This window comes from Citrobacter sp. 50677481 (assembly GCF_001463265.1).
In the GTDB taxonomy this organism is placed as follows: Bacteria; Pseudomonadota; Gammaproteobacteria; order Enterobacterales; family Enterobacteriaceae; genus Citrobacter_A; species Citrobacter_A sedlakii.
Window position 1 is genome coordinate 1 of record NZ_LNHZ01000047.1, and the last position, 23,095, is coordinate 23,095.

At 48.3% G+C, this 23,095-nt stretch carries 28 protein-coding genes and 1 tRNA gene; 25 read left to right on the forward strand and 4 right to left on the reverse strand.

Annotated features, from left to right (window positions below; all coding sequences use genetic code 11):
* From APU02_RS10830 to APU02_RS10855, 6 genes are all read left to right on the forward strand, one after another.
* A partial coding sequence (locus tag APU02_RS10830) for a hypothetical protein (protein ID WP_060570057.1) occupies positions 1-275 on the forward strand: 275 nt, incomplete at its 5' end.
* A 44-nt stretch (positions 276-319) separates the two neighbouring features.
* Entirely contained in the window at positions 320-1,039 is a 720-nt protein-coding gene (locus APU02_RS10835) for a DUF2971 domain-containing protein (RefSeq protein ID WP_047722207.1), read from the forward strand.
* A gap of 66 nt (positions 1,040-1,105) precedes the next feature.
* On the forward strand, positions 1,106-2,278 hold the full coding sequence (locus tag APU02_RS10840) for a hypothetical protein (protein ID WP_052941154.1): 1,173 nt from the start codon (positions 1,106-1,108) through the stop codon (positions 2,276-2,278).
* Positions 2,279-2,473: 195 nt separating this feature from the next.
* On the forward strand, positions 2,474-3,199 hold the full coding sequence (locus APU02_RS10845) for a hypothetical protein (protein ID WP_047722208.1): 726 nt from the start codon (positions 2,474-2,476) through the stop codon (positions 3,197-3,199).
* A gap of 60 nt (positions 3,200-3,259) precedes the next feature.
* A complete protein-coding gene (locus APU02_RS10850; protein ID WP_006812582.1) occupies positions 3,260-4,600 on the forward strand; it encodes a DnaB-like helicase C-terminal domain-containing protein in 1,341 nt (446 codons plus the stop codon).
* Between the two features lie 88 nt (positions 4,601-4,688).
* A complete protein-coding gene (locus APU02_RS10855; protein WP_047722209.1) occupies positions 4,689-5,873 on the forward strand; it encodes a DNA primase catalytic core, N-terminal domain protein in 1,185 nt (394 codons plus the stop codon).
* Between the two features lies 1 nt (position 5,874).
* On the opposite strand, the gene APU02_RS10860 is transcribed toward APU02_RS10855, so the two are convergent.
* Entirely contained in the window at positions 5,875-6,927 is a 1,053-nt protein-coding gene (locus tag APU02_RS10860; protein WP_000209842.1) for a hypothetical protein, read from the reverse strand.
* 183 nt (positions 6,928-7,110) lie between these two features.
* Between APU02_RS10860 and APU02_RS10865 the strand changes: the two genes are divergently transcribed.
* The 15 genes from APU02_RS10865 to APU02_RS10940 all read left to right on the forward strand — a co-directional run bounded on the left by APU02_RS10865 (position 7,111) and on the right by APU02_RS10940 (position 16,154).
* Positions 7,111-7,905 carry a hypothetical protein gene (locus APU02_RS10865; protein WP_000642525.1) on the forward strand — a complete coding sequence of 265 codons (795 nt, stop codon included), beginning with the start codon at positions 7,111-7,113 and terminating at the stop codon, positions 7,903-7,905.
* An 81-nt stretch (positions 7,906-7,986) separates the two neighbouring features.
* On the forward strand, positions 7,987-8,463 hold the full coding sequence (locus tag APU02_RS26675; RefSeq protein WP_192841978.1) for a hypothetical protein: 477 nt from the start codon (positions 7,987-7,989) through the stop codon (positions 8,461-8,463).
* Positions 8,464-8,497: 34 nt separating this feature from the next.
* Positions 8,498-9,820, forward strand: coding sequence for a DNA ligase (locus APU02_RS10875; protein ID WP_047722211.1), 1,323 nt, complete (start codon positions 8,498-8,500; stop codon positions 9,818-9,820).
* Positions 9,820-9,996 (forward strand): hypothetical protein, encoded by a 177-nt coding sequence (locus APU02_RS26940; RefSeq protein WP_023180936.1) that lies wholly within the window; start codon positions 9,820-9,822, stop codon positions 9,994-9,996. Before APU02_RS10875 ends, APU02_RS26940 begins: the two co-directional genes overlap by 1 nt.
* Positions 9,980-10,192, forward strand: coding sequence for a hypothetical protein (locus APU02_RS10885; protein ID WP_000605637.1), 213 nt, complete (start codon positions 9,980-9,982; stop codon positions 10,190-10,192). The genes APU02_RS26940 and APU02_RS10885 overlap by 17 nt, the downstream gene beginning before the upstream one ends.
* Positions 10,192-10,344, forward strand: a complete 153-nt coding sequence (locus APU02_RS25805; protein WP_000613550.1) for a hypothetical protein — start codon at positions 10,192-10,194, stop codon at positions 10,342-10,344. Before APU02_RS10885 ends, APU02_RS25805 begins: the two co-directional genes overlap by 1 nt.
* Positions 10,341-10,646 (forward strand): hypothetical protein, encoded by a 306-nt coding sequence (locus APU02_RS10895; RefSeq protein ID WP_060570058.1) that lies wholly within the window; start codon positions 10,341-10,343, stop codon positions 10,644-10,646. Before APU02_RS25805 ends, APU02_RS10895 begins: the two co-directional genes overlap by 4 nt.
* Positions 10,647-11,395: 749 nt before the next feature.
* Positions 11,396-11,470 (forward strand) — tRNA-Asn (locus APU02_RS10900).
* A gap of 748 nt (positions 11,471-12,218) precedes the next feature.
* A complete protein-coding gene (locus APU02_RS10910) occupies positions 12,219-12,947 on the forward strand; it encodes a hypothetical protein (protein WP_001062551.1) in 729 nt (242 codons plus the stop codon).
* A 78-nt stretch (positions 12,948-13,025) separates the two neighbouring features.
* The gene (locus tag APU02_RS10915; protein ID WP_000747129.1) at positions 13,026-13,580 is read left to right on the forward strand and encodes a hypothetical protein; all 555 of its coding nucleotides are present in this window, start codon (positions 13,026-13,028) and stop codon (positions 13,578-13,580) included.
* Between the two features lie 40 nt (positions 13,581-13,620).
* Complete coding sequence (locus tag APU02_RS10920) at positions 13,621-14,412, forward strand: hypothetical protein (RefSeq protein ID WP_230330257.1); 792 nt, start codon at positions 13,621-13,623, stop codon at positions 14,410-14,412.
* Positions 14,413-14,525: 113 nt separating this feature from the next.
* On the forward strand, positions 14,526-15,299 hold the full coding sequence (gene phoH / locus APU02_RS10925) for a phosphate starvation-inducible protein PhoH (RefSeq protein ID WP_047722213.1): 774 nt from the start codon (positions 14,526-14,528) through the stop codon (positions 15,297-15,299).
* Between the two features lie 10 nt (positions 15,300-15,309).
* A complete protein-coding gene (locus APU02_RS10930; RefSeq protein WP_000159906.1) occupies positions 15,310-15,513 on the forward strand; it encodes a hypothetical protein in 204 nt (67 codons plus the stop codon).
* Between the two features lie 15 nt (positions 15,514-15,528).
* Complete coding sequence (locus APU02_RS10935; RefSeq protein ID WP_000131231.1) at positions 15,529-15,909, forward strand: Gp49 family protein; 381 nt, start codon at positions 15,529-15,531, stop codon at positions 15,907-15,909.
* Positions 15,909-16,154, forward strand: a complete 246-nt coding sequence (locus tag APU02_RS10940) for a GrxA family glutaredoxin (protein ID WP_047722214.1) — start codon at positions 15,909-15,911, stop codon at positions 16,152-16,154. Before APU02_RS10935 ends, APU02_RS10940 begins: the two co-directional genes overlap by 1 nt.
* Positions 16,155-16,181: 27 nt before the next feature.
* Here the strand turns inward: APU02_RS10940 and APU02_RS10945 are convergent, their stop codons facing one another.
* Complete coding sequence (locus tag APU02_RS10945; protein ID WP_047722215.1) at positions 16,182-16,409, reverse strand: hypothetical protein; 228 nt, start codon at positions 16,407-16,409, stop codon at positions 16,182-16,184.
* Positions 16,384-16,920, reverse strand: coding sequence for a hypothetical protein (locus APU02_RS10950; RefSeq protein WP_050194547.1), 537 nt, complete (start codon positions 16,918-16,920; stop codon positions 16,384-16,386). The genes APU02_RS10945 and APU02_RS10950 overlap by 26 nt, the downstream gene beginning before the upstream one ends.
* Before the next feature lie 247 nt (positions 16,921-17,167).
* Between APU02_RS10950 and APU02_RS10955 the strand changes: the two genes are divergently transcribed.
* A complete protein-coding gene (locus APU02_RS10955; protein ID WP_047722216.1) occupies positions 17,168-18,274 on the forward strand; it encodes a site-specific integrase in 1,107 nt (368 codons plus the stop codon).
* On the opposite strand, the gene APU02_RS10960 is transcribed toward APU02_RS10955, so the two are convergent.
* Positions 18,266-18,652 carry a transcriptional regulator gene (locus tag APU02_RS10960; protein ID WP_000224608.1) on the reverse strand — a complete coding sequence of 129 codons (387 nt, stop codon included), beginning with the start codon at positions 18,650-18,652 and terminating at the stop codon, positions 18,266-18,268. The two genes, APU02_RS10955 and APU02_RS10960, sit on opposite strands and share 9 nt — an antisense overlap.
* A 264-nt stretch (positions 18,653-18,916) precedes the next feature.
* On the opposite strand from APU02_RS10960, the gene APU02_RS10965 reads away from it, so the two are divergent.
* The 3 genes from APU02_RS10965 (at position 18,917) to APU02_RS10975 (ending at position 22,943) form a co-directional block, all read left to right on the forward strand.
* Positions 18,917-19,129 carry a hypothetical protein gene (locus APU02_RS10965; protein WP_004110118.1) on the forward strand — a complete coding sequence of 71 codons (213 nt, stop codon included), beginning with the start codon at positions 18,917-18,919 and terminating at the stop codon, positions 19,127-19,129.
* A gap of 109 nt (positions 19,130-19,238) precedes the next feature.
* Complete coding sequence (locus APU02_RS10970; RefSeq protein ID WP_047722219.1) at positions 19,239-21,611, forward strand: porphyrin biosynthesis protein; 2,373 nt, start codon at positions 19,239-19,241, stop codon at positions 21,609-21,611.
* Positions 21,612-21,707: 96 nt separating this feature from the next.
* A complete protein-coding gene (locus APU02_RS10975) occupies positions 21,708-22,943 on the forward strand; it encodes an AAA family ATPase (protein WP_058672025.1) in 1,236 nt (411 codons plus the stop codon).
* Positions 22,944-23,095 lie beyond the last annotated feature (152 nt).

Here is a 23,095-nt window from a genome sequence, read left to right on the forward strand (position 1 = left end):
GACCGCAGGGACTGCCGACTCGTAGGAAGTGCAAGATTAAGAGCCGCACAATGTCGCTGGAACGCGAGTACTTCGAGCTGCAGAAAGTAATGCGGTTAATCCCTCGTTTCGAGAAGTGCGCCCATTCTGACGTGATTCGTGCAGCCGTTTTCCATCTGGCAGAGAAGTCGCCGGAGGAAATCGTAGACATCATGGCACTGAACGAGGCGATCTCTGCTGCTGACGTCACGATGCGTACCGATGAAATCAAACGCGAGTTGATGAAGAAAAGTTAATTTTATTGGGGTGCTGCTTGGCACCTCTCTCTATAGGTTCCCTAATGCTCTACAAATATATTGGAAGTGAAGATTCGCAAAAAGTGTTACGTAACCTCAAACGGTTTGTAGAGGACGGCACTATCTCTGCTAGCGCACCTTCTTCATTCAACGACCCATCAGAGTTCAAAGTTTCGATAACGATGGGAGGTACAGAAGTGGAGCGCCGGAAACACTTTGAAGAAAATGGATGTAAGGATTTTTCCTTTGAAGACTGGGATGCTGTAGCTCCTGAAGCTGCAAAATCGGTGGCTGTGGATTTGCGGAAAGAATCATTAGGGGCTTTTGGTGTGGTGTGCTTGTCACCAAACGAAGATAACATCTTGATGTGGTCACATTACTCAGTGTCGCATAAAGGTTTCTGCATAGGCTTTGATGATGATTTTGTTACCTCTATTGAGGGGTATCACAGCTTTGATAATGTGAAATATATACCTTCTGTTCCCGTGTTCGATGAAGTTACAGATGAGTTTAAGGTACTTTTTGATAAGCTCTTTTTCTACAAACACGAATGCTGGAAATATGAGGAAGAACAAAGGGTTATTACTAAAAAAATAGGCGCTCAGGCATTTGATAAGAAATATATTAGAGAGATCATTCTTGGGCATAACGTTTCTCCTGAAGTAGAAGAATATGCCCGGACACAGCTAGACACGAGCATCGAGGTTTACAAAATGAGTACACCTGATGATGGTTATCTTCTTGTCAAAGAAAAGCTGAAGTAGCCCCAGACTTTCCTCAAATGATTATGTTGGGCGCTTTTCTTATTGAACTGGTTAGTGAGGCTAATAATGGATTTGTTCTCAACCAAAATAGCAAAAAACAAGCTGCACGAATCTTTTAAACAGATTTATCAAGATAATACATATGCTCCAGTAAGAGAAGTGATACAGTCGTGGGGGCGTGGGTTACTGGAGCGTAGCGGTGAGCAGACTAAATTCGTTAAAGAGTTTCAGACAACTTTCAATTCCGCCTTATGGGAATTGTATCTGAACGAAATGTTTATTCGTCTCGATTATTCTGTCGACTACACAAAAGACAGTCCCGATTTCTGTGTTACTACACCGTCAGGCTACCAGTTTAACGTCGAAGCTGTGATATCAGATCGGCCACATAATCCACCTGCAGGTGCTCTTTTTAGCGAATCAAAATTCAAACATCAATCAACGCTAAAATTAATCGGAAAAATCAAAGACAAACATGATCTTTTTACAGGAGTTAATGGCAAAAAATTTCCGTACTCTACGATGTCTCATGTAATTAATAAACCGTTTGTTCTGGCGCTTGCACCCTTTGACTCCGATTTATCATTGTCTCAAAATAACACAATCATCAATCGAGTGTTGTTTGGCATTGAGGAACCTACCACCAGAAATTTGGTGACTGGCAGCCAAACTAAAGTTACCTCAATCAAAAAGAATGAAGACGTTGAAATTCCATTAGGTATATTTACTAACGACTCATATAAAGAAATAAGTGCGGTTATTTTCTCCACCACCGGCACTTTTGGAAAAGCCGTGGTTCAAAGCGGTATCGGTAGATATGTAAGATCGACACGATATCGAGCCATTGATGTGAATGATTTCATCGCCAATGAAGGGATGAAAAACGAGGGAAAGCACACACAAAGGATAGGACCTGATCATTTCATCACTACATATCGGCATTTTTTAAATAACGAAGTCACTGGTGCGGATATTGTAGTTTGCCATTCCACTGCTCATGAAGAGACGCACTTTGACGGTCTTCATATTTACTACAATCCTTTTGCGACAGTGCCACTGGACAGAAATATTTTCTTCCCCCCAGAGATAACTCATAATTTTTACGATATGGAAAAAGAACAGTCTGTTCAGAATCATCCTGATGGGGCGCTGGTATCTAGACAGGTTTTTGAACCAACTAGAGCACATTTTAGGTATATCATGAAACATTGGTTTCCAGGCTATCTAAAAGATGTTTAAGCATCCTGCTGGTTGAATTTGGAACCTGCTTCTGTATATAAATACTAAGTATACTTATTATTTATACGGAAGCAGGTTTTTTTCTATGCCAACTTCCCAGACACATTCCCTTCCGTTTCCACTTCCAAAAACAGTCTCCAGTCGCTATGATTCGCCCATTATGATAAGTAAGTAGCTACCTATCAGGCGGAGCACATGAGCCAGATCTTCTTTAACACTATTAACAACGACCAGTACGACTTCATGACCGAGTGGGACACCACAGTCATGGACAAGTGGGTGGCCGAGAATATTGGGCTGTCACGCTGCAAGGATGAGGCGGAGCTGTTCGAGACAAAGTGGTTTGATTACCGCGACATGCACCCGCTTATGGCCACATGCCTCTTCACTGAGACATACAAGCGCCAGTACTCATACATCATGCTGTCGCATGGCCGCGAACACTATGAGACGGCCCAGTTCACTACCGGTTTGAAACGTGTGCCGTATCAGGAGCTGTCGACGGCCAACAAAACGTCTCTCTGGAAAGCACGCCAATTTGCCGACCAGTACTGCTGCTCTTATGACTACTTCATTTCTACCGTTCTTTCCGCAGCTGCACGCCGTCTGTGGGACAAATTACCTCGCCCCCAGCATCTCTGGCAGCCCGAGCTGATTGAGATATTCGAAGAGAAGTTAGCCAAACGCGCTGTAACCCGTCTGGATGACTCTCTGGTGAGTTTTAAGCATCTGGGAGACATGCAGCACGACCCGATTCAAGAACGCTATTTTGAGTGGGTTCTGGAGCGTCTGCGTGGCATTACCCGAGACAAACGCGTCCGCATCATCTTCTCCGCTGTCTGGTTGATGGAAATCGTGCCTGAGCGTGTGATTTACGCGCACTTCCCGGAAGAACTGGAAGAAGCACGGCGATTCTGTTGATCCCCTATTTGGCTTTTTTAGTATTAGAAAACAAATTGTTTAAGCACCAAAGGAAAGCACATGACCGAACTTTGCCACACAGGACGAGGGTTGTCTGAAGAGTTCGACGACGACTTCCAGAATCGACTCGCAGCCTACTTCTGTCGCGACCATGAGTTTCTGACTCGCGCCGGTGATCTGGTTGCGCCAAACCAGTTCTCCAATGCGGCCAACGCCATTCTTGTTAACATGGTGTCGGGCTACTACAGAATGTATAAGAGCGCACCATCATCGTCGGCCATCCTCGACATGCTCAAACGCGCCAAACGCGATAAGACGATCCGCGAAGAGCTGTTCCCCGACGTCGTTGAGGCGTTTAAGCGGATTCTCGCTGAGAAGCTGTCAGATACGGCGTACATGGTCGACCAGGTTGCGACGTTTGCCAAAAGCGTAGCGTTCGACGACGCGCTGATTAAAGCGGCTGAGATGAAAGAGAAGGGCGATTTCCAGGGCGCGATGGCAATCATGGCCAAAGTCCAGCAAATCGGCTCTAACGAAGCGACCGGCATCTACGATTACTTCTCTGAGTCAGCAGAGCGTTACAAGGCGCGTGAGTACGAAGCGTCCGACGATTACGTGCCAAACAGCATCACAACGGGCCTACCGCTGCTCGACAAGCTGCTTTACCAGAAAGGCTGGGCAAAGCGTGAAATGGTGCTGTTCATGGGCTTCGCGAAGTCTGGTAAATCGACGGCGATGGGTGAGTTCTCCATCAACGCCACGCTTGCCGGTTACAACGTCCTGTATCTGTCGCTGGAAGTTCACACCTCCATTCTGTCAGATCGCTTTGACGCACGTCTGTCTGAGACCGAAATGTCCAAGCTGGTGGAGCGCCGCGACGACGTCCATCGCAAACTGGCAGAGCTGGGCGCGACGAAAGGCGTGGGGAGCTTGTGGATTGTTGAACGACCGTCCGGAAGCATGTCGCCTGCAGATCTGGATCGTATGTTGGGCAGCATGAAAGCCAATGGCATGATCCCCGACATGGTCGTGGTCGACTACGCTGACCTGATGCGTGCCAGCTACGACCTCCGCGACGACCGAGCCAACATTCGCAGCATCTACACTGACCTGCGTGCGCTGTACGACAAACACAACGTTGCCGGCATCACTGCATCGCAGACTAACAGAGAAGGTGGTGCTTCAGAGGTGGCCACAATGATGCACGCAGCGGACAACATCGAGAAGGTGCGTATCGCTGACCTCGTTATCACGATCAACAAAACGGAAGAGGAAGAAGCGAAAGGCGAAGCGCGTCTGTACTTCGCTGGTTCACGTAACCAGAAAGGCGGCGTAAGCATCCGCGTTAAGCAGAACCTCGAACAAATGCGATTCATCGAACGCATTATGGACGTCCTCTAAAAAAGAAGGCGTGGGGAAACGCTCTCCACGCCGATCTCCATAAGAGAACAAATTTTCTCTTTTGCCAAAGCCACAAAAGAAAAAACACATGAGCCTTTATGGTATTCAAATACCGAGGCTTATCAAGATATTACCTGCAAAAAGTAGGGTTAAGAACGTGAGCGACTTGAAAGAATTACTGACCGAGCTGGATTTTGAACAATGGCTCGATATGGAAGGAATCATCTACCGTCGTGGTGGCGTCAGTACTCGTGGACGTGAGGTGAATATCAAGGAGTGTCCGGTATGCGGCAGCTCAAACTGGAAGGTTTATTTCAACCTGACCAATGGCGTCGGCAAATGCTTTGCTGGCGATCATCCCGAAGAGATTCAGTTCAACAAGCTGGTCTTCCTCAAGCACTACAGCGGCAAATCCCGTCGCGATTTTGAAGAGTACGTCCAGAACGCGCTGATCTCACAAGGATGGGCGCCGAAGAAGGAAGAGGTCGTGCTGGCCAGCAAGGTTGAACTCGAAGGGCCAGTCGCTCTCCCGCGACATTACGAACTCCCCATTGACGGTCGTCTTCCTGATTATCTGGTGGAGCGCCAGGTTTCCCCGGAGCTGGCCAAATACTTTGATCTGCGTTACTGCGTCGAAGGCAAGCACGCATACGTCGATCCGTACACAGACCAGGTCAAAGGGCAGGTGTTTGATATGCGCATCCTGATACCGGTTTACGATCTGGATGGCGTGATGAAGACCTTCCAGGGGCGTGACATTACCGGTGCAGCAGAACGCCGTTATCTCTTCCCTATGCAGCTGCCGGCGTCGGGTAAGTTTCTCTACAACGGCCACAACGCAGTCGGGAAACAAACAGTCGTTGTGTGTGAAGGGGCATTTGACGTAATGGGCGTGAAGCGAGCCATCTTCGACGAAGAGACGCTGAGGGATTATGTAGAGCCAATTGGCACGTTCGGGATGCACTTGTCCGGAAATATGAATGAGGACGCTGAAGATCAGTTGGGCGCGTTCCTGACGCTCAAGGCGCGTGGATTACGCAACGTCATCATGATGTGGGATAGCGAGAAGCAAGCGATCCGCAACACCATGTCGGCGGCCAAACGCCTCACCAGCATCGGACTAAATGTCAAAGTGGCCTGTCTGGGCGAAGAAGGTCTCGACCCGGGCGACGCGACGTCAGAGCAGATCCTCAAAGCCTATTATCGTGCCAAGCCTTACTCCAAACAGCTGGAGTTAAAATGCAAAGTGCTCGGTATCAAGTCACTCGTGTAGTTTAAGTTGTGGGAGACAGACGGTTCAGGACAAACGCAGCGATATTATTTAGTGCTATATTTAGCAAACTTGCATCGTATGTTTGGTCGTTATCCTTAGGTTTAAAATTGCTGATACTGACTGTCTCACTGTGCTCATTTTCATAGAAACGTTTACTGCTTGAATCTAGGCGTTTGAGGACGTAAATTTGCCCAAATTCAATCCACTCACCTTCACCATTGAGTCCGCTCCCTGTCTTGACTGAGATGAAGTACTTTGCCAGCTTGGTTGTAATGCAGTCTTCATTTTTTTCTATGCAAACCTTAATGCCGGCGGCTTTCAAACTACGATAAATGCTGTTTGGATATGCCCCACTATAGATTTCGCTGCTTTCAATGATAATGACGTCGTATTCTTCCTTTGGCTCAATAGATAAAGCTTCAGGCTCCAAATCATCCTTGTGAAAAATAAATCCTAAAAGACGCTCAAGTTCATCTGTTAATTTGAACATGGGGTTCGCTTGGATCTCGCCAGCCCTGTCTTCGTAGACGAGACCCGAGGTTATGAGCTTATTTAGCGATCTCAGAGCCATTCCACTTTTTTGTGATGTGAGACTAACTTGGGCTAATACAGTTGATTTATAGCCTTTTATTGGCGAGCTTGTTGTGATGTAAAGTTTGCGCGCATATTCAATATCAAAGCAGGTTAACCCACTCAGTATGTGGATAAAAAATAGTTTTTCATCGTCGTTAAGGCTGCTGCGGGCTAGGCTTACCGTCAAGCGAATGTAGTATTCTGTTTTCTTGTCTTCATCATCAAGCACGAGCTTTTTGACTAACGCCGAAAAGTGTTCTCTTGAGATATCGACCTCATCGTCGCAAATTTCACCAATGCCCATAATGTAACGGTTGAATCGATCACGACAAGTCGTCGCATTTATCTCTGAGAACAACGTGAACATTTTTTCCGCTGCCTCAATATGAGGTCCAACAAGCGGTATAGATTTGGCAAACGCCAAACCAGTTTCTTTCAATACCTTCCTGTGTTGCATCACGTTTTTGGACAACGTTGTCATAGACCTAAGCCTTGTGTGTTTAACGTATTAGTTAAGTGAAATCATATAGAAGTGACCTGACAGCTACAACTGGACAAGATTAAGAGCATTTTTTATAAACGAAACTAAACGCCTACATTGATAAGTAGATACATACTTATTTTTCTGTAAGAATATGCGCGACGAAGGAATTGAGGAACCTTTATGAAAGCAGATATTCAGAAGTCCGTTACCGAAATTATCGACAAATCAGGCGTAGAAATTGATACAGAAGAGCGCCAGAAGATTATCGATGAGGCGATCCAAACTGCGCTGGAGCACATCGCCACGTCTGTGAGCACCGCACCTCTTGGGGAAGGCTCGAAATACATGCGGGTATGGGTTCGTTTTGGAGAGTCCCCGGAGCTGCCTGGTGTTAAACAGAAACGCGCGGCACTCGTGGCGTTCACTCACAAAATGAAGGACGCAACGGTCGAAGTACGCGCCGGTGCATGGTACGACGGTCGCGTTGTCTACACCAATCAGGCGGTGTGCGATGAAGGTGAACGGTTTGAGGAAATTGTCGACGCGACTCTTCGCGCGATCAAAGGCAGGGCTGGCGTAGAGGATGATCCGTCTATCGCGGCGTTCCTGAGCATTGTCGAACTGCCTGAAGTTACCGAACGCGTTACAGATCTGACAACCCCACCTGGTATGCTGGAGTTGGTGGTCAGTGGCGATACCAAAAAAGCCGTTGAGCGCATTCGTGAGGTGGAATACGGCATCATCTGCGATATGTGCCGCAGCGACTTAGACCTGGTGCGCATCATTGTCGACGCGGGTCAGGCATGTGACGGTGTGCTCGCCAGTTTTGCAGGGCAGGTGGCACGCCTGGCCAACGAGCTGCCGATGATTAAACAGGAGGCAAAATCCTACGCCGTCCACCATGCCAACGATTTACTGGAACCATACCGGTTCGAAGCCGCTCAGGACAAAATGACTGGTTGGGCGACCTGGTAAACCTCGATAAACCATTTAGCCCCCTGGTGGGGCTTTTTTAAACTGCGCTCAATAAGTAAGTACACGACTACGGTTAGAAGCATGTCCACAAAAACAGATTTGTCGAAAATCCCGTCTATCTCCGGAAACAACGGTTATTCGCTGCGCTGTCAGGAAGTGAAGATCAACGGCCATGAGGCCCATTGCAGCTATACAGTCTGCCAGCACACCATCCTCGCCTACAAAGAGAAGCGTCTCCCAGCGACATCGTTCCAGTCCTGCGTTGCGGCCATTGCTGCTGGAAAATGCCAGGCGCTGAAGATGATGGTCGAAGAGATCCGCAAAGGCGAACAGCTCTACTTCATCGATATGGCTGCGCTTATCAAAGAAGTGGAAGAGCAAAACGACCACGCCAGAACGCTTACCCGGAAGCGCAACACCATGACGATTAACAGTCTGGTTCAACGCACGAAGAAAACAGAACCAGCCAAACCCGAAACCACGTCCACCGATTCACTGGCGCCCGTCACTGACGTGTACGCGGCACTCATTGAAGAAGCAACCAAAGAAAACACATGAAAACTCCCGAGCGACCGATGGAGGTTAAACACTAATGGAAAAACTGATCGCCCTAAAGCACAAGCTGGATGCCATAAAAACGATGGGAACCAACGCCAAAAAAGAGGCGCTGGCCAACCTTGATGAATTTGAGCAGAGCATGGTCTCGCTAATGCTCAACCCATTCATTCGATTCGGTGTGAAGAAGTACAAAGTGGCCGAGCCACTGGATACTTCCGTACCCAGCGACCAGAAGGTAGTCGAGCTGCTGGAGAAGCTGGCGGCGCGCGAACTGACCGGGAACGCAGCCATTGCTGCTGTCGAATCACTCGTTGCCTCAATGTGCGCTGACGGGCAGGACGTGTTTCGTCGCTTCCTGCTGAAAGACCCGAAAGCCGGCGTCGGCATCAGCCTGTGCAACAAGGTGTTCGAAAACCCAATTCCGAAGTTTGAGGTACAGCTGGCGTCTCCGTACAAGGAGAAAGGCGACAAATACCCATTTAAACCAAATCCAAAGGCCAAGTGGCCAATGATCGGCAGCCTCAAACTCGATGGTCTCCGGGTTATCTGCGAAGTCATCGTTGACGAGGAAGAGGTGAACTTCCTGACGCGTACCGGCAATCCGATTACGTCACTCGATCACCTTAAACCGGCCATGCTGGAGCGAGGCAGACTCTCCGGGTTCAAGCACATCTTCTTCGATGGTGAGGGTACTGCAGGTACGTTCAACCAGTCCGTATCGGCGCTTCGCAAGAAGAACGTGAAAGCCATTGGTGCCGTTTACCACATCTTCGATTTCTTCTTACCGGAGTGGCGTGCTCAGGCAAAAAGCAAAGAGTACCTGAAGACCGGCATGAAGCTGAAAGAGCGCCTGGCTATGCTGGTGGCGTTGTTCCGCAACACTTGCGGGGAAGATTACGCGCAAGATATCCACCTGCATCCGTTCTACATCATCCATAGCCATGAAGACTTTATCGAACGCTTCATGAAGCGCCTGGACGAGAACGAAGAGGGGGAGATGGGCAAAGATCCGGATTCTGTTTACGAGTTCAAGCGTACCCGCAGCTGGTGGAAGTTGAAAGACGAGGATTCCGAAGACGGTGAAATCATCGACTTCGAGCCAGGCGACCCGGACTCTGGCTTTGCGCATACGCTGGGCAAGATAGTGATTCGTCTGGAGAACGGCGTCATCGTTCGTGCCAGCGGTATCAAGCATAAGTACCTGGATGAGATCTGGAACAATCAGGAGAAGTATCGTGGACGCATCGTCGAGGTTCACTGCCATGAGAAAACGCCAGACGGTAGCTTACGCCACCCACGTCTGAAGTGGCCGAAATGTCTGCGAGATACCGAAGACCGTATTGGAGATAAAGACTGATGCTCGGCTGGATGATTGTATTTTTGGTCGTCGGCATTGTTATCGGCAGTCTGGTTACGTCCAGCTGCATCAACGATTACGTAAAAGCCGGTGTCATGCAGAGGCGCGGCCGCATTTACCGCATTGTAGATATCACGTACACACTGAAGGAGATTAAGGATGATCATGTTAAGTAAACGGGAGAAGGAAACTCTGCGTGAAATCAGCCAATGGAAAGAGTTCTATTCCAACTGGAAGCCAAAGACCCGCGCCAAACTGGAACGCATGAATCTTGTCGCTAACGTTTCGCCAAAGGGATGTGTGGAGAACTATCAACTCACTGAAAAAGGACACTCACTGTTGCAGCAATTGACTGAGGCGGGGGCGTTCTGATGATTCCATACATCCTATTATCTTTTGCTGGGGGCGTGGCCCTCGGCTTCAGTATCTGTCGCGACCTGGTCAGGCAGGAACTGAAAACCAAAACGCTTCGCATCGGTAAGCGTCTGTATCGGGTTGTTCACGAGACGGGAGTGCAGAAATGAGCAATTTGACCTCTTTCGACTGGTGGCTGGCAACCTACCTTGTGGCGGCCGGCGTCGGATATGCCTTTTACATTGGTCAGTTAATCGTAAAGCTACTGCTGATCAGATTTGCCAGCCATAAACGCATAGACGACGGTCTGTGGCGCCTGGGTTCTCTGCTGGAGACTCACTACGGCGAACTGAAGGAGAACGAAACTATCACTATTCAAGCGAAGCGTTTTACGGCCATCATCACGAGAAAGCCGGAACAGAAGGTGAGTTTGATCAAAAAGATAGCAACTGAACGGGTTACAGAAAAATAAGTATTTACTTACTTATCTAATATGTATAAGATTCACTTGTTTTCGTTGAGACGCGACTGTTTGAACGTTAAATATAACTGCAAACGAAGATACATACCTGGCAGTAGCCTAAGAAGCCAAACACCAGCGAGGTCAGTTTCCAGCCTCGTCACCAAAGTGGGACACACTGAGCGAGTGTGATTGCAGAACGCAGGATAGGGCATGTTGCACCACCCATGCCCTATTCAATGAAGTAACAGGATGGGCGGTTGGTTTTCCTCATTCCATTCCATCATCCCGGTTTCAGCCAGCTGACCGTCCATCCTGTTACGTCATTTCCATTACTTATGTCGTTTAATCTTGGGTTAAAAGCGGCGACGTAACCCGGCTGGCTTGGTTAGCCAGCGCACAACGTTGAGGTCACTGTTTTTCTTTTAATCATACAGGTGATTCCACAGAGCTGTAGTAACTGATCAATATGTTGGGTCGAACATAAATCGGTTCAGTGGCCTCAACGTTGTGAAAGCAGGATTCTTTAACCCTCTGGTGAAATCATTGTTGCCTATGTAGCCCCTGGTTTCACAACATGAATGATTCCATACATCCAATAAGATCGAAGAATCTGGCGGCCATCAACCGCCGAGAAGGATTCCAGCTCTTTGCTCTATGTGAGCGAGCCACAAGCCTCGTCTGGCACTAACGTAAAGTGCAAGTTGCGGGAAAGTTCCTGGTTGCCTGGTTGTCCATCAACAAGTACCGCCGCGAAATATGATGGTGTAGCTCAGTGGTAGAGCGGTTGACTGTTAATCAACTGGTCGGTGGTTCGAGTCCACCCACCATCGCCAACACAGCGCTGAACGGTTTGGAGTTCGCCACCACCGTCCGAACGGAAAGACTCCGCAAATGTCGCCAAACCGTTCAGCGCTGTGATAGACACGGCAGACGTTCTTAACCATTGCTTCTTAGCATCGTAGCAACACTTTTTTAGCGCAAACCATAATCCAAAGGGGCTTCGGCCCCTTTTTTCTTTGATAATCATAAACTTTTTTGTACGTAGTGGGGCAATTTCTGTCAGTCCTACATGCGTATATGGGTTGTGCTATCATATGCAAATTCTAAACAAGCTATTGGAAATGCTACAATCCGAGTTTTCATACAACGAGAGGGAAGTGCAATGGGGAAGTGAATACTACGCAAAAAAAAAAGAACCCCCGAACGGGAGTTCTTTCTGGTTTTTTTACGACGCCATCGTTAAAAAACCTCATATCGCGTTACGAGAACGGATACGTCAATACAAGTTCATCTTACAACTAAGATGAATCTACGTCAATTTGGTCTCGTAGCGCATTTGATTAATCGAATAGAGGTATCTTTCGATGAGTGAAATGCTAACGACTTTTATTCAGGCTCCTTTGCTGAGCCAGGTCCTAACCGTACTTGCGCTTTACCTATTGTTTAGGTGCCAACAGAATAAATAGTTTTAATAAAAATGGGGCTTCGGCTCCATTTTGCTTTGCGGTCGTACATATGAATTCAGCAGCATTAGGTTGACGCTATTTGAGTCTTCTCAGAACATTCTAAGGAACAAAGAAGATGGCAAAGATATTTTTCAGCTTACAACTTTGGGGAGCAAAGACATCAATTGCGGTCATGAATATGCTTGCCGAACAGGCTGAGGCAAACATTGTTCGCGCTCTCAGTGATGCCGATCTTCCGGGAGCAGTCTCGGAGGGCGAGTATGACGATTATCACGAGGACGATGAGGGTAATATTTATCGGTACACGGTTCCGTACTTTACCTGCGGTTCATGTTCTGGACTCGATGCTGATGAAGTCAAAACTGAATACAAGCACTTGATTTCACAACTTACTCGTCGTTCGGCATTTCTGACGATGTTCGGGTTATTTGAACACCGCATGGTTGAATGCCTTGATGTCATGGATAGATTGTCGGGCGAGGTGACAGACAAAAGGTTCAAAACTGTCGAAGATTGCCATAAGCGACTTACAGGAACCATAGGAGGCAAAGGCATCAGGGACATTGATCATCTAGCTGCCATCAGAAATATCATGGCTCACAACGATGGCGTTGCCGAAAACTATCATAACCTTTTAAAATCAAACGCAAAGAAGTCAGAAACACAGAAGCGAGATATCCGCGCAATCAATCGTGCAAAGAATGAAAACGCCGGTATAACAGTAAATTTCTTCAACGGCGTTCTCATGGACGATCAGTTTTTGGAGTATGTTGTGAGTGAGTTTAATCGATATGTTAGTGAGTTGGATGCGGCAGTTCGCCAGTATCAAAGCAGCATCGGTTAATATCGCCCAAGAGCTAAAATATTTATCTGAAGTGCCACCAGTAATAGGTGCGTGGCTGTTTGCATGGAGATAGCATAAATGAAAAAGCGCAACCTCAATATTCTCGCCTCTCTGGTGATCGCGCTCGCTCTAACGGGATGTAACGAGTCTGAAGTAGATAAAATCACGCTGATAGGCCAAGACAAAAACTCCCTTGAGAGCCAGTACAAAACCCACTTTGAAAAACGAACCCCAAACATCGAAGCCTTCGTTCTGTTCGATAAAACTGCGGCTGAAGGCAAGGAACCGCATACCTCTGGTGGATTAATTGACGGCAAAGTTGAGTCGAGCATGACTACTAACGTCGGCAAATATACCTTCATGCAGCTCGACGAAATGCTTACTAAAGAATACGGTAAGCCGGTTGCCACTAAAGACCAGGTATTTGATGAGACAGCCTTGAATGGACTGGAATGTGCCAAGACAATGTCTTGTGCAGCGGGAAAGTATTATGAGGTATTCCGCGGCAAAGAGCGCCTGATCATGATGATAAACGGTGCCGGTTTCATGAATAAAGATGAGGGCGTAACGTTACTTACCTTTACCGACAAACACTTAAAAACGGCGCGTCTGGAAGAAGACAAACGCCACTAACAAATAACCATAAGATTGTTTAAACACAGCGAGGTTAATCGTGAGTAACAGAGATGATTTTCCCCAATCGGTGAAGCGAACACTGGCCGAACGCGTAGGCTGGAAATGCTCTTTTCTTGGCTGCAACCAGACAACAGTAGGCCCGGATAGCGGTGATACAAACGGCAGGATTAATAATGGCATTGCGGCCCATATTACAGCAGCAGCGCCAGGTGGGCCGAGATATGATCCTAGCTTGACCCCAGAACAGCGAAGCTCGATTGATAACGGTATATGGATGTGTCGTTCACATGGCGCACTCATTGACTCTGACCACACTATCTATTCCGTTGAGCAATTGAAAAACTGGAAGCAACTGGCCGAAACTCAGCAATCTTTACTGCTTCAAATGACGCACCAGGTGAGCCAGAACAATTACTCAGAAAGAGACGTCGGTGTTCTAAAAGCTATTACTGATATTTTTAATTACAACTACCTCCAAATACTGAAGAGCGAACAGTTTCGAGCAAAAGTTAGTACCAACATTACCGACCCTCTCTACGCTTTTGATAGCATTGCAAACAATCCTTTTTACAGCTTCAATGATGTTGTTTTAGAAGGACTTCGTATAGCGTTGATCGGCAAAGTTAACAACTTTTGTGCGCTGTTCAGACAGCGTTGCGCTGGAGGGTTTGGCGGGTATTATGACTATATAGACATACCCAAAATCAGACAGTTCAGCCCTGATGAGGTTGAACGCCATTACGATATAATTAACGAAACCCAAGATCTGGCGTATGACATCAGTGTCGCGGCCCATAAATTACTCGAAATTAGAGCAAAACTGCCGTGAGTCATGACGATATTCCTCTACATGGTAGAGGGATAACACATGCAAAATAGGTAATGACTTACCTATTATTTGTCGGTATAGTTCTTTCAGTGACTCACTTGAAAGGACTCAATATGGGAAACAAACGTAAACAGGCGCGTCGCGCAGCTCGTCAGGCACTGAAGTCAAAACCACGCATCCACGGCTACGAAATTGACACAATCATCGTTGACGAGCTGGCCGCCGCCCCTGCTCTGCCACCAAAACCTAAACGCGACAACTCTCCCATCGAGGCGCGTAACGAGGCCCAGGCCCACTATCTCATCTCCCTCGATACCAAACCTCTGACGTTCGCCACTGGTGAAGCCGGTTGCGGCAAGACCTACCTGGCTGCTGCCGTCGCAGCGCAGCGTCTGTTGGATAAGGAAGTCGGGAAGATCATCGTGACGCGTCCGGTATTGCAAGCAGAAGAAGATCTGGGCTTCCTTCCGGGAGACATGAGCGAGAAGTTCGCTCCGTTCTTCCGGCCCGTCTATGACGTGCTACAGAAGCGTTTGGGTGGCTCGTTCCTTGAATATTGCTTAAAGCCAGAGGTGGCCAAAGTAGAGATTGCCCCCTTCGCTTACATGCGTGGACGCACGTTCGAGAACGCTGTAGTCATTCTGGATGAGGCACAAAACGTTACGGCGTCACAAATGAAAATGTTCCTGACCCGTATGGGCGAGAACGTAACAGTCATTGTGAACGGAGACGTGACGCAATGCGACCTGCCTGGCAACGTTAAGTCTGGTCTGGAAGATGCACTGGAGCGTTTTAAACCTTCCTCCCATGTTGGCCTTATTGAGTTTTCGACCGAAGACTGCGTGCGTTCTGAGCTATGCAAAGTCGCACTGGAAGCCTATCAGTAAGGGAAAGCCAATGACCAAAGAGTACCTGCCACACCAGAAACGTGTCATGGATGAACACGAAGCACTGTGTGGCCGCATCAAAGAACTGGAGGCGTACATTGCCGGCGACGAGTTTGCTCGCCTGCTGTATGTCGACCGCATCATCCTCATTAAGCAGCTGGACACGATGAAGGCGTATGACCTAATTCTTCGTGCCCGGATCGCTCGTTTTTAATGTAAGGAAACCAAAATGACCGATATGGATATCGAAAAAGAGATTATGGCCAAAGGCAAAACGGCACCGCGTATTACTCCCCAGCACATTGAGGGCATTATTCAAAGCGAGCATTATTTTAGCGCGTATGATGGAGCTAAATCGGGCGGTGAAGAAGTTGAGCAAATCTGGCACAACAAAGACGATCTGGGAAAAGAATATGAGGTGCTATCTCTTCTAACTTTCTGCGTTCTGGTGCTGCGCAACGGCTTTGTCGTCACCGGCGAGTCTGCGTGCGCAAGCCCGGAGAACTTTGATCCGGAGATCGGGCGTAAAATTGCACGCCAGAACGCGATTGCCAAAATCTGGCCACTGGAAGGCTATCTTCTCAAGCAGCAGCTGCACGAGGTGAAATGATGAAGGTCGTTATCTATGGACGCGATAATTGCTCATACTGCAAACGTGCGGTCGAGCTGGCGAAGCAGCTGCACGGCCACGGCTTTGGCGATTACGAATACATCGACATTGTGTCTGCCGGGATCGGCAAAGAAAAGTTGAGCGACCTGGTTGGCAAGCCGGTGGATACCATACCGCAGGTGTTCGTAAATGGTGAGCCTATCGGGGGTTATACGGAATTTGCGGCGTTGGTGAGTACGCTATAAAACAAAAAAGGCCCATACGGGCCTTTTTTATTGAGCGGGGATGTGCGCTTTACGCAACCGCGCTTTCAGCGTAGATGAGCGATTAACTTTCAGGCTTTCACCTACATATCTGCCGTTAATCAGTTTGATCTCTCCTGATTCCAGCTTGTTCTTTAAATCCTTACCAGCAGCTTTCTGTAGTCTTTCGCCCATTTCAAGGCTCAGACGTTCGGCAGAGGTAGAATAATAATTAATAACTTTCAGTCGTGACGACATAACCTCTTCCTCCTGTTGGTACATCACAATATGCTTCCCATCCAGGAAAACCTTTGTCGAACAACCGACTTTTACGTTCTCCATTTAGGCCGAGTAGCTTGCAGTAAATGTCTGCCAAGTCGGTTCTACGCAAATGCTGATGGTCGTCTGCGGCCGAGAAGACATAAGCACCTGCGTTACAAACAGTATAATGGTCAAGAATTATACTTGCAACGTTCATGAGCACTTGCCCACCGGCTAGTCCTTGATGTTGAATATGCTGAAATCCTTTGAAATCCATCAGTATTGGGTCAATTTCGTCGAAAATCACGCCCCATACACCGTTCTGTGGAAACCGGAATGCTGGATGCACATTCAGGATATCTACCCCCTTACGGGTGAAATCATCCATCGTCAATATTTGTTCAAACCCAACGGCATAAAGCGTGCTTCCCACTGCAAATTGTCTGTATACCATCCCATTGCCGAATTCTTCTGAGAATGGGTCGTCCCAATGAATTAGATTGTTCACTGATTTTCCATGTCTTCAAAACATGCGCCCATTCAAGCAAATACCAGTACGAAACACAATTTTTTGTTTAGGCCAATCATCCTGAAAACAGGCGCAGATTTTTAAAAAACGGCTCAAAATGATTCCATACCTATTAAGTATGGAATCATTGTACAAAACAGGCTATTTTATGGTTGATCATACAAAAACTTATGCCTAATATACTGTTTATGCATACAGTAAAAAGGCTTCACTCAGTGAGTGGACGATGAAAAACACCTTTGATAAAGCACGCGCAGCAGAAAACACCTCTCGGGAAGCCATCGAGTACCTCGAACGCGCTTCCAGTTTGTCGGCAATGTCGACCGCCAAATTCGACGGAGACATGTCGTTTTCTTCCGCCTTCATGTTATTCACTCGCTTATCTTTACTGATAACGAGGCGTCGACCTGAAATAGCTGTTCATTGTGTTTTGATACATGTGATGCCGCATATCTCTGAAGTAAAGGTAAGTGATATAAGTAGGGTCTTGGTCAACCAGCTGGTGAACCCGCTGATACTGGAAGGCAAGATCGTCCAGGGCAGACGTGTGTTCTCCCTGATGAAACAGTTCCTGAGCTGGTGTGCCTTTCAGGGGCTGATTGATACATCACCGTTGAATGATATGTCGCTCAACAGAGTTGCCGGTGGCGCAAAGCCAGTACCGCGCGAACGTAAGCTGACCGACGCCGAGGTCTGGGTATTCTGGAACGTCTGGGATTACTTCAATGTGTGCGAAGGTACAAAGTGGGCGGCCAGGCTCTGTCTTGTTGCTGCCAGACGACCCGATGAAGTGCTCCGGGCCAGAAAGGATGAGTTCAACCTTCAACGTGATGTATGGAATCAAGGTACGCGTAACAAATCGGCCAGACAGCACGCGCTGCCGTTAAGCCCATTAATGCGCAAATGCGTGGAAGAGTTGTTTGAGTACGGGAAAGGCAGCCAGTGGCTCGTTCCTTCGAATAAGAAGAAGGGCGTGGATACGCCAATGTCTAAGGTGGCCATCGCCCAGGCACTGAGAAGGATACTAGAACGACCTGAGTTGATGGAGGTTGAGTCATTTACTCCACGCGACCTGAGACGTACAGCGCGTAGTTATTTCCCCGCGCTGGGGATCAATCAGGAAGTTGCTCGTAAGATTATGAACCACAGCCTTGAAGGGATAGATCGCGTCTATGATCGCCACGATTATATGGATGAGATGCGAGACGCCTTGAACAATTTCTCAGCGTACATCGCATCTATCGTTAATCAAACAGACTTAGACGAGATAGACCACAAATTCAAGGGAGATCGTCTAGCCACCGAGCTTATTCGTGTAAATTTCTCACAGTGACTTGATGGCCTCGACCACCTTTTCTGATGCGCCCTGCTGACCGTTAAAACGGTTACGGAACGCTTCTAGAACAAGTTTTTCATCAGCGGAGAGAGGCGCAGTTCCCTCTTCGCGAAAAAATTCGAGTAACTCAGGGTGGCGTTCCTCCAGAACCATCAGCATCAGTCGAACCGGGTCCGCATCCAGCGCTTTAGCTAAAGCTCGAACTTTATCTACCGGCAGAGGGATTTTGCCACTTTTAATGAGAGAGAGGTTGTTGGCGTTCTTGTACCCAACCTCTTTGGCAATGGTGGCCTGACTTTTAGGCGAGATTGTGATTAACGAGTCAATGTAAGCTGCGTAGCGACCTTGTTTGATCTCTGTTTCGTTGGTAGCCATGTAGTGAACCTTGCGTGTTTTGTTTATCTCTGGTAAGTGCTTACTGATATTACAGCAAAGGCCAGGGTTGTAAAGACTTATCTATTTAATTTCGATAGGTACTAAGCCCCTGGAACACCGCTATTATACTATGTTTTTTAGGCAATTTGTCACTATTAGCTTACAGGCAAAAGTAAGACGTATCTGATATAGACGCATTCCATATTGATACAATAGGTAGTAGTATTGCCAAACTTTCAAATGTGTTCAGTTGGATGATATGAAATGAAAAATATAACTTCTAAATTGACCGCCCTTGAGGTTGGACACGCGTATGCGATTGGACTGGATGGCGTGGCGACGATCCTGACGGAATTGGAATCCGAAGAGCTTCCCGTGGAGATGGTTGATACGACGGTTTTCACTTTTGAGCTAAAAAATAAACATTTCACTCTCATCAATACTGGTTGCGGCTCTCTAGCCGTGAGAACCATTTAAAACACATTCCTGCCGATAGAAGCCTGTACGAACAGCTTAGTCGCCTGTTCGTACAGTGATAAATTACGCATATCAGAAAACAAATTGTTTTAATAACAAGGAAATTCTCATGTCCAAAGCCATGACCAGATCTGTGCTGAAAGAGGTACAGGACTTCCGCGACTGCGTAAAACGAGTTGTAGCGATGCTTTCAGGTAAACAGATACCTGTTGCAGAGCGAGGCAATGAAGCATATGTCCGCTACAACCGGCGCGGCGAACCAGTGCTGGTAAATATCCCATCTATACCTGACGACGCATCGCCAACCCTCATGAACGCAGTGCGTGGTTTTCTCGACCATGAGGTAGCCCATATCCTCTTTACTGATCCGAAAGTCGCAATGAAGATGCGCGAGAAAGGAAAGGCTCCGTCTACCGGGCTTTGGAACGCGCTGGAAGACGTTTTTATTGAACGCAGAATGGGACAGGTATTCAACGGAACTCGTCGCAATTTGCTGGCCACACAGAACCTGGTGATCGACAAATACTTCAAGGGCAAAGTGTCAGAGGCGGTTTCAATCTGCCACGGCAACCAGCGTGAATTGTTCCTGAAATTCTTCCTTTGCCCGGTCGTCCGCGCCTGGGATGGCCAAAGCCCTTTCATCGACTTTATGGAAGAACACTGGCACCTCATCGATAAGCCTGTAGCCTTGCTCAAAGAGCATGGGATCGACGTGGCCGTTCGCAATATGTCGAACACAGAAGACTGTGTGAAGGTCGCAGCTGCTATCGCCCAAATCATGCAGGATATGAAAGACAAGCCAGAGGGCAAATTACCAGAGCTGAAATCGTCTGCTAGGAAGCCGTCGAAGAGTGAGGACGAGTCAGAGGAAACCCCAGAAGCCGGTGATGAACCGACTCATAGTGAATCAGCACCAAAGCGTACCAAAGGCGAAGACGACGACAAGGAAGAACAAGAAGATGATGCCTCAGAAGAGGAAGAGTCTGGGGATTCTGATTTGCCTGAATCAGTAGATAGGGACTTACCTACAGAAGATAAAGAAATTAGTGATACAGAAAGTAAATATACAGAAGCAGGCGAAGAGGAATCAGGAGACACCCCAGAATCCGATGATGCCGGCATGGAATCAGGTGATTCTGATGACGAAGGTGGTAGTGATGACACTGGCTCTCCAACGCTTGGTGATGGAATTCGCGAAGACGCCGATGACTCCGATGGTTATGGCTCTGGCGCCGCTGGCGATGGTGATAGTGATGACGGCGAAGACTCTGATGCTGGTCACGGGGAGTCCGAAGGAGAAGGAGAAGAGGAAGAGGAAGATGACGCAGCCGATCACACAGACGGCGAAGGCAAAGAAAATGAAGATGCCGCGGAAGCGCCTGAAGACAGTGAGTCAGGTTTTGTTCCCGCTCCGGATGAAATGACTCTGGAGGAAGCACTCAAGGCGCTCGACGAGATGGGAGACGGAACAGGCGAAATGACCGAAGACGCGCTGTCGGCCACCATCAGCAAAGAGCTTATGAGTACCTCACTTTCTGAGTATCGCCCATACGATCGTTCATACGACTTTATCGGGTTGATTGATGAGGCTGAAGAGCATGTAAAGCGCACCAGAAAGACGTTCGGCGCAATCCCAATGCACTCACCGGTCGATCGCTACCGCATGGTTCCGGAAGGTAGAAAACTCTTTGAACTGAAAATCGAAAAACATCTGTCAGCAGGCGTTTCTTCGACTCTGGCCAAAGACCTGGAGCGAGCTATCGCCAGCCGCAACCGAGTTCAGTTTATCCCAGGCCAGAGACGTGGGCGGATACATGGCGCGAACCTGTATCGTCTGGCAATGAACGACGACCGCGTATTCCGCAAGAAAGAAGACCACAGAGCCGTGAACGCGTGCGTCCAGCAGGTGATCGACTTGTCCGGCTCAATGGGCGGCAGGAAGATTCAACTGGCACTCGCCAGCGCCTACACCATTGCGGATGCACTGGATCGTATCAATGTGCCTAACATCATCACCGGCTTTACCACGTTTGGTAGTCCGGATTATGAAACCATGTCGAAGCGCGGGTTTACTCGTTTCGAGGCGCTAATGCTGCCCATTATCAAAAACTGGAATGAGAAAGCTAACTCTCCAGAGATCCGCGCCCGCATGGGCTGCGTGTGTGAGACGTTCCCCCTGCTCAATAACGTCGATGGTGAGAGCGTCGCGCAGCTGGCGACTCTGTTTGCAGGGCGAATGGAGGACAAGAAGATCATGCTGGTTATGAGCGACGGGGCGCCATGTGCTGCAGGCGATGGGTTCCATCAGCATTTGCGAACCGTCACCAAAGAAATTGAGACGTTGAGTGACATCGATTTGATGGCTATCGGCGTTCTGACCGACGCACCACGGCGTTACTACAAAAATTACGCACTGGTAAACAGCGTAGAAGAGTTAGGGCCGTCAGTCGTCACAGAGTTATCTCGTATCATTCTTGGGTAATAGCTTTACCCGTAAAAATAAGTAATCACTTACTATACAGCCTGATATATTTATATAAGATATACCCCACGAACGACAAACAGTAAGGAAAAACACATGACCGCTACTGCACTACAGCAAGAAGAACATTTGCCGGAAGCCATCGTCTGCAAGTGGTGTGGCAAATCCTTTCATTACCTGAAATCCCATATCTCTATGGGCCGCTGCGAGAACATTCCTGAGTCCGCGAAAGGTATGGACGTGGACGACGTGGTGAAAATGTACACCTCTGCGTTTCCGGATGAACCAACGATCTCTCGCACGGCACTGGCCAAACTCAATGAGAAGCGTGCCGAAAAGCATTCAGGCGAAGGAAAAGTAGCGGAGATTAGCGCACATCCGGGCTACGCAGGAACGGTCGAATACAAGACCGAACTGGTGGCCGCGCACGAGCTGCTTGGCGTAACGATCAAAGAGCTGGGAACGCCACGCGGAAAACCACTGCAGGTGACAGTCAACGTCAACACGCCATATCCGGAGTTCGTACCGGAAGCGAAGAAGAACTATGTGTATGGCGACTTCGACCTGATTAAAGACATCTTCATGATGCTGGAAATCGGAATCCCAGGCTATCTCTGGGGTCATGCAGGAACCGGTAAATCTTCTCTTCCTACGCAGCTATGCGCCCTGCTGAATCGACCACTGATCCGCGCCCAGCATACGGCGTCTATGGAAGAAGCACACGTTACAGGCCAGATCCTCGCTCGCGATGGCTCCACCTACTTCGAGCCGGGTTTGCTGGCGCTGGCGATGAAAAATGGCTGGGTGTACCTCGCTGATGAATATGACTTCGCGTTCCCGCAGATTCTGGGTGTGTACCAGCCAGTTCTTGAAGGAGAGCCGCTGATCATCAAAGAGGCAACTCCGGACTGGCGCCGTATCACTCCGCATAAACGCTTTGCCTTCATTGGCACTGGCAACACTAACGGCTCTGGCGACGAAACGGGTCTCTATCAAGGGACGAACATCCAGAACGCGGCGAACTTCTCGCGCTTCGGCATTGTTTCGAACGTGAAGTACATGAGCACTAAGGCTGAAGTCAACATGCTGGCTGAGGCTGGCGTCATCCGCGAATACGCCGAGAAGATGGTGAAATTCGCGAACCTTGTCCGTGAAGGTTATGAACAGCATCTGATCAGCCAGCCAATCGGCCCTCGCGAGCTGCTGCTGTCCGCAAAAATCGGAATGATGCGCGGTGATTTCTCTGCCGGCATCGAAAAGTCGTTTATCAATAAACTTCCATCCACGTCTGCACAGGCAGCGCGTGAAGTGGTTCAGAAGATCTTCGGTTAATCGTGCGTAAAGGATGTTTCGGCTCTCTTATCGCAGCGTCTGAAACTGGCCGGGCTTGTCTGGTGTGTCCGGATAGGCCCGAGTGCCACCAGTCAGCCAAAGAGGTTGCGATTTCGATGTATGGGAAGTTCGTTGGCTTCCCCAATGACAAA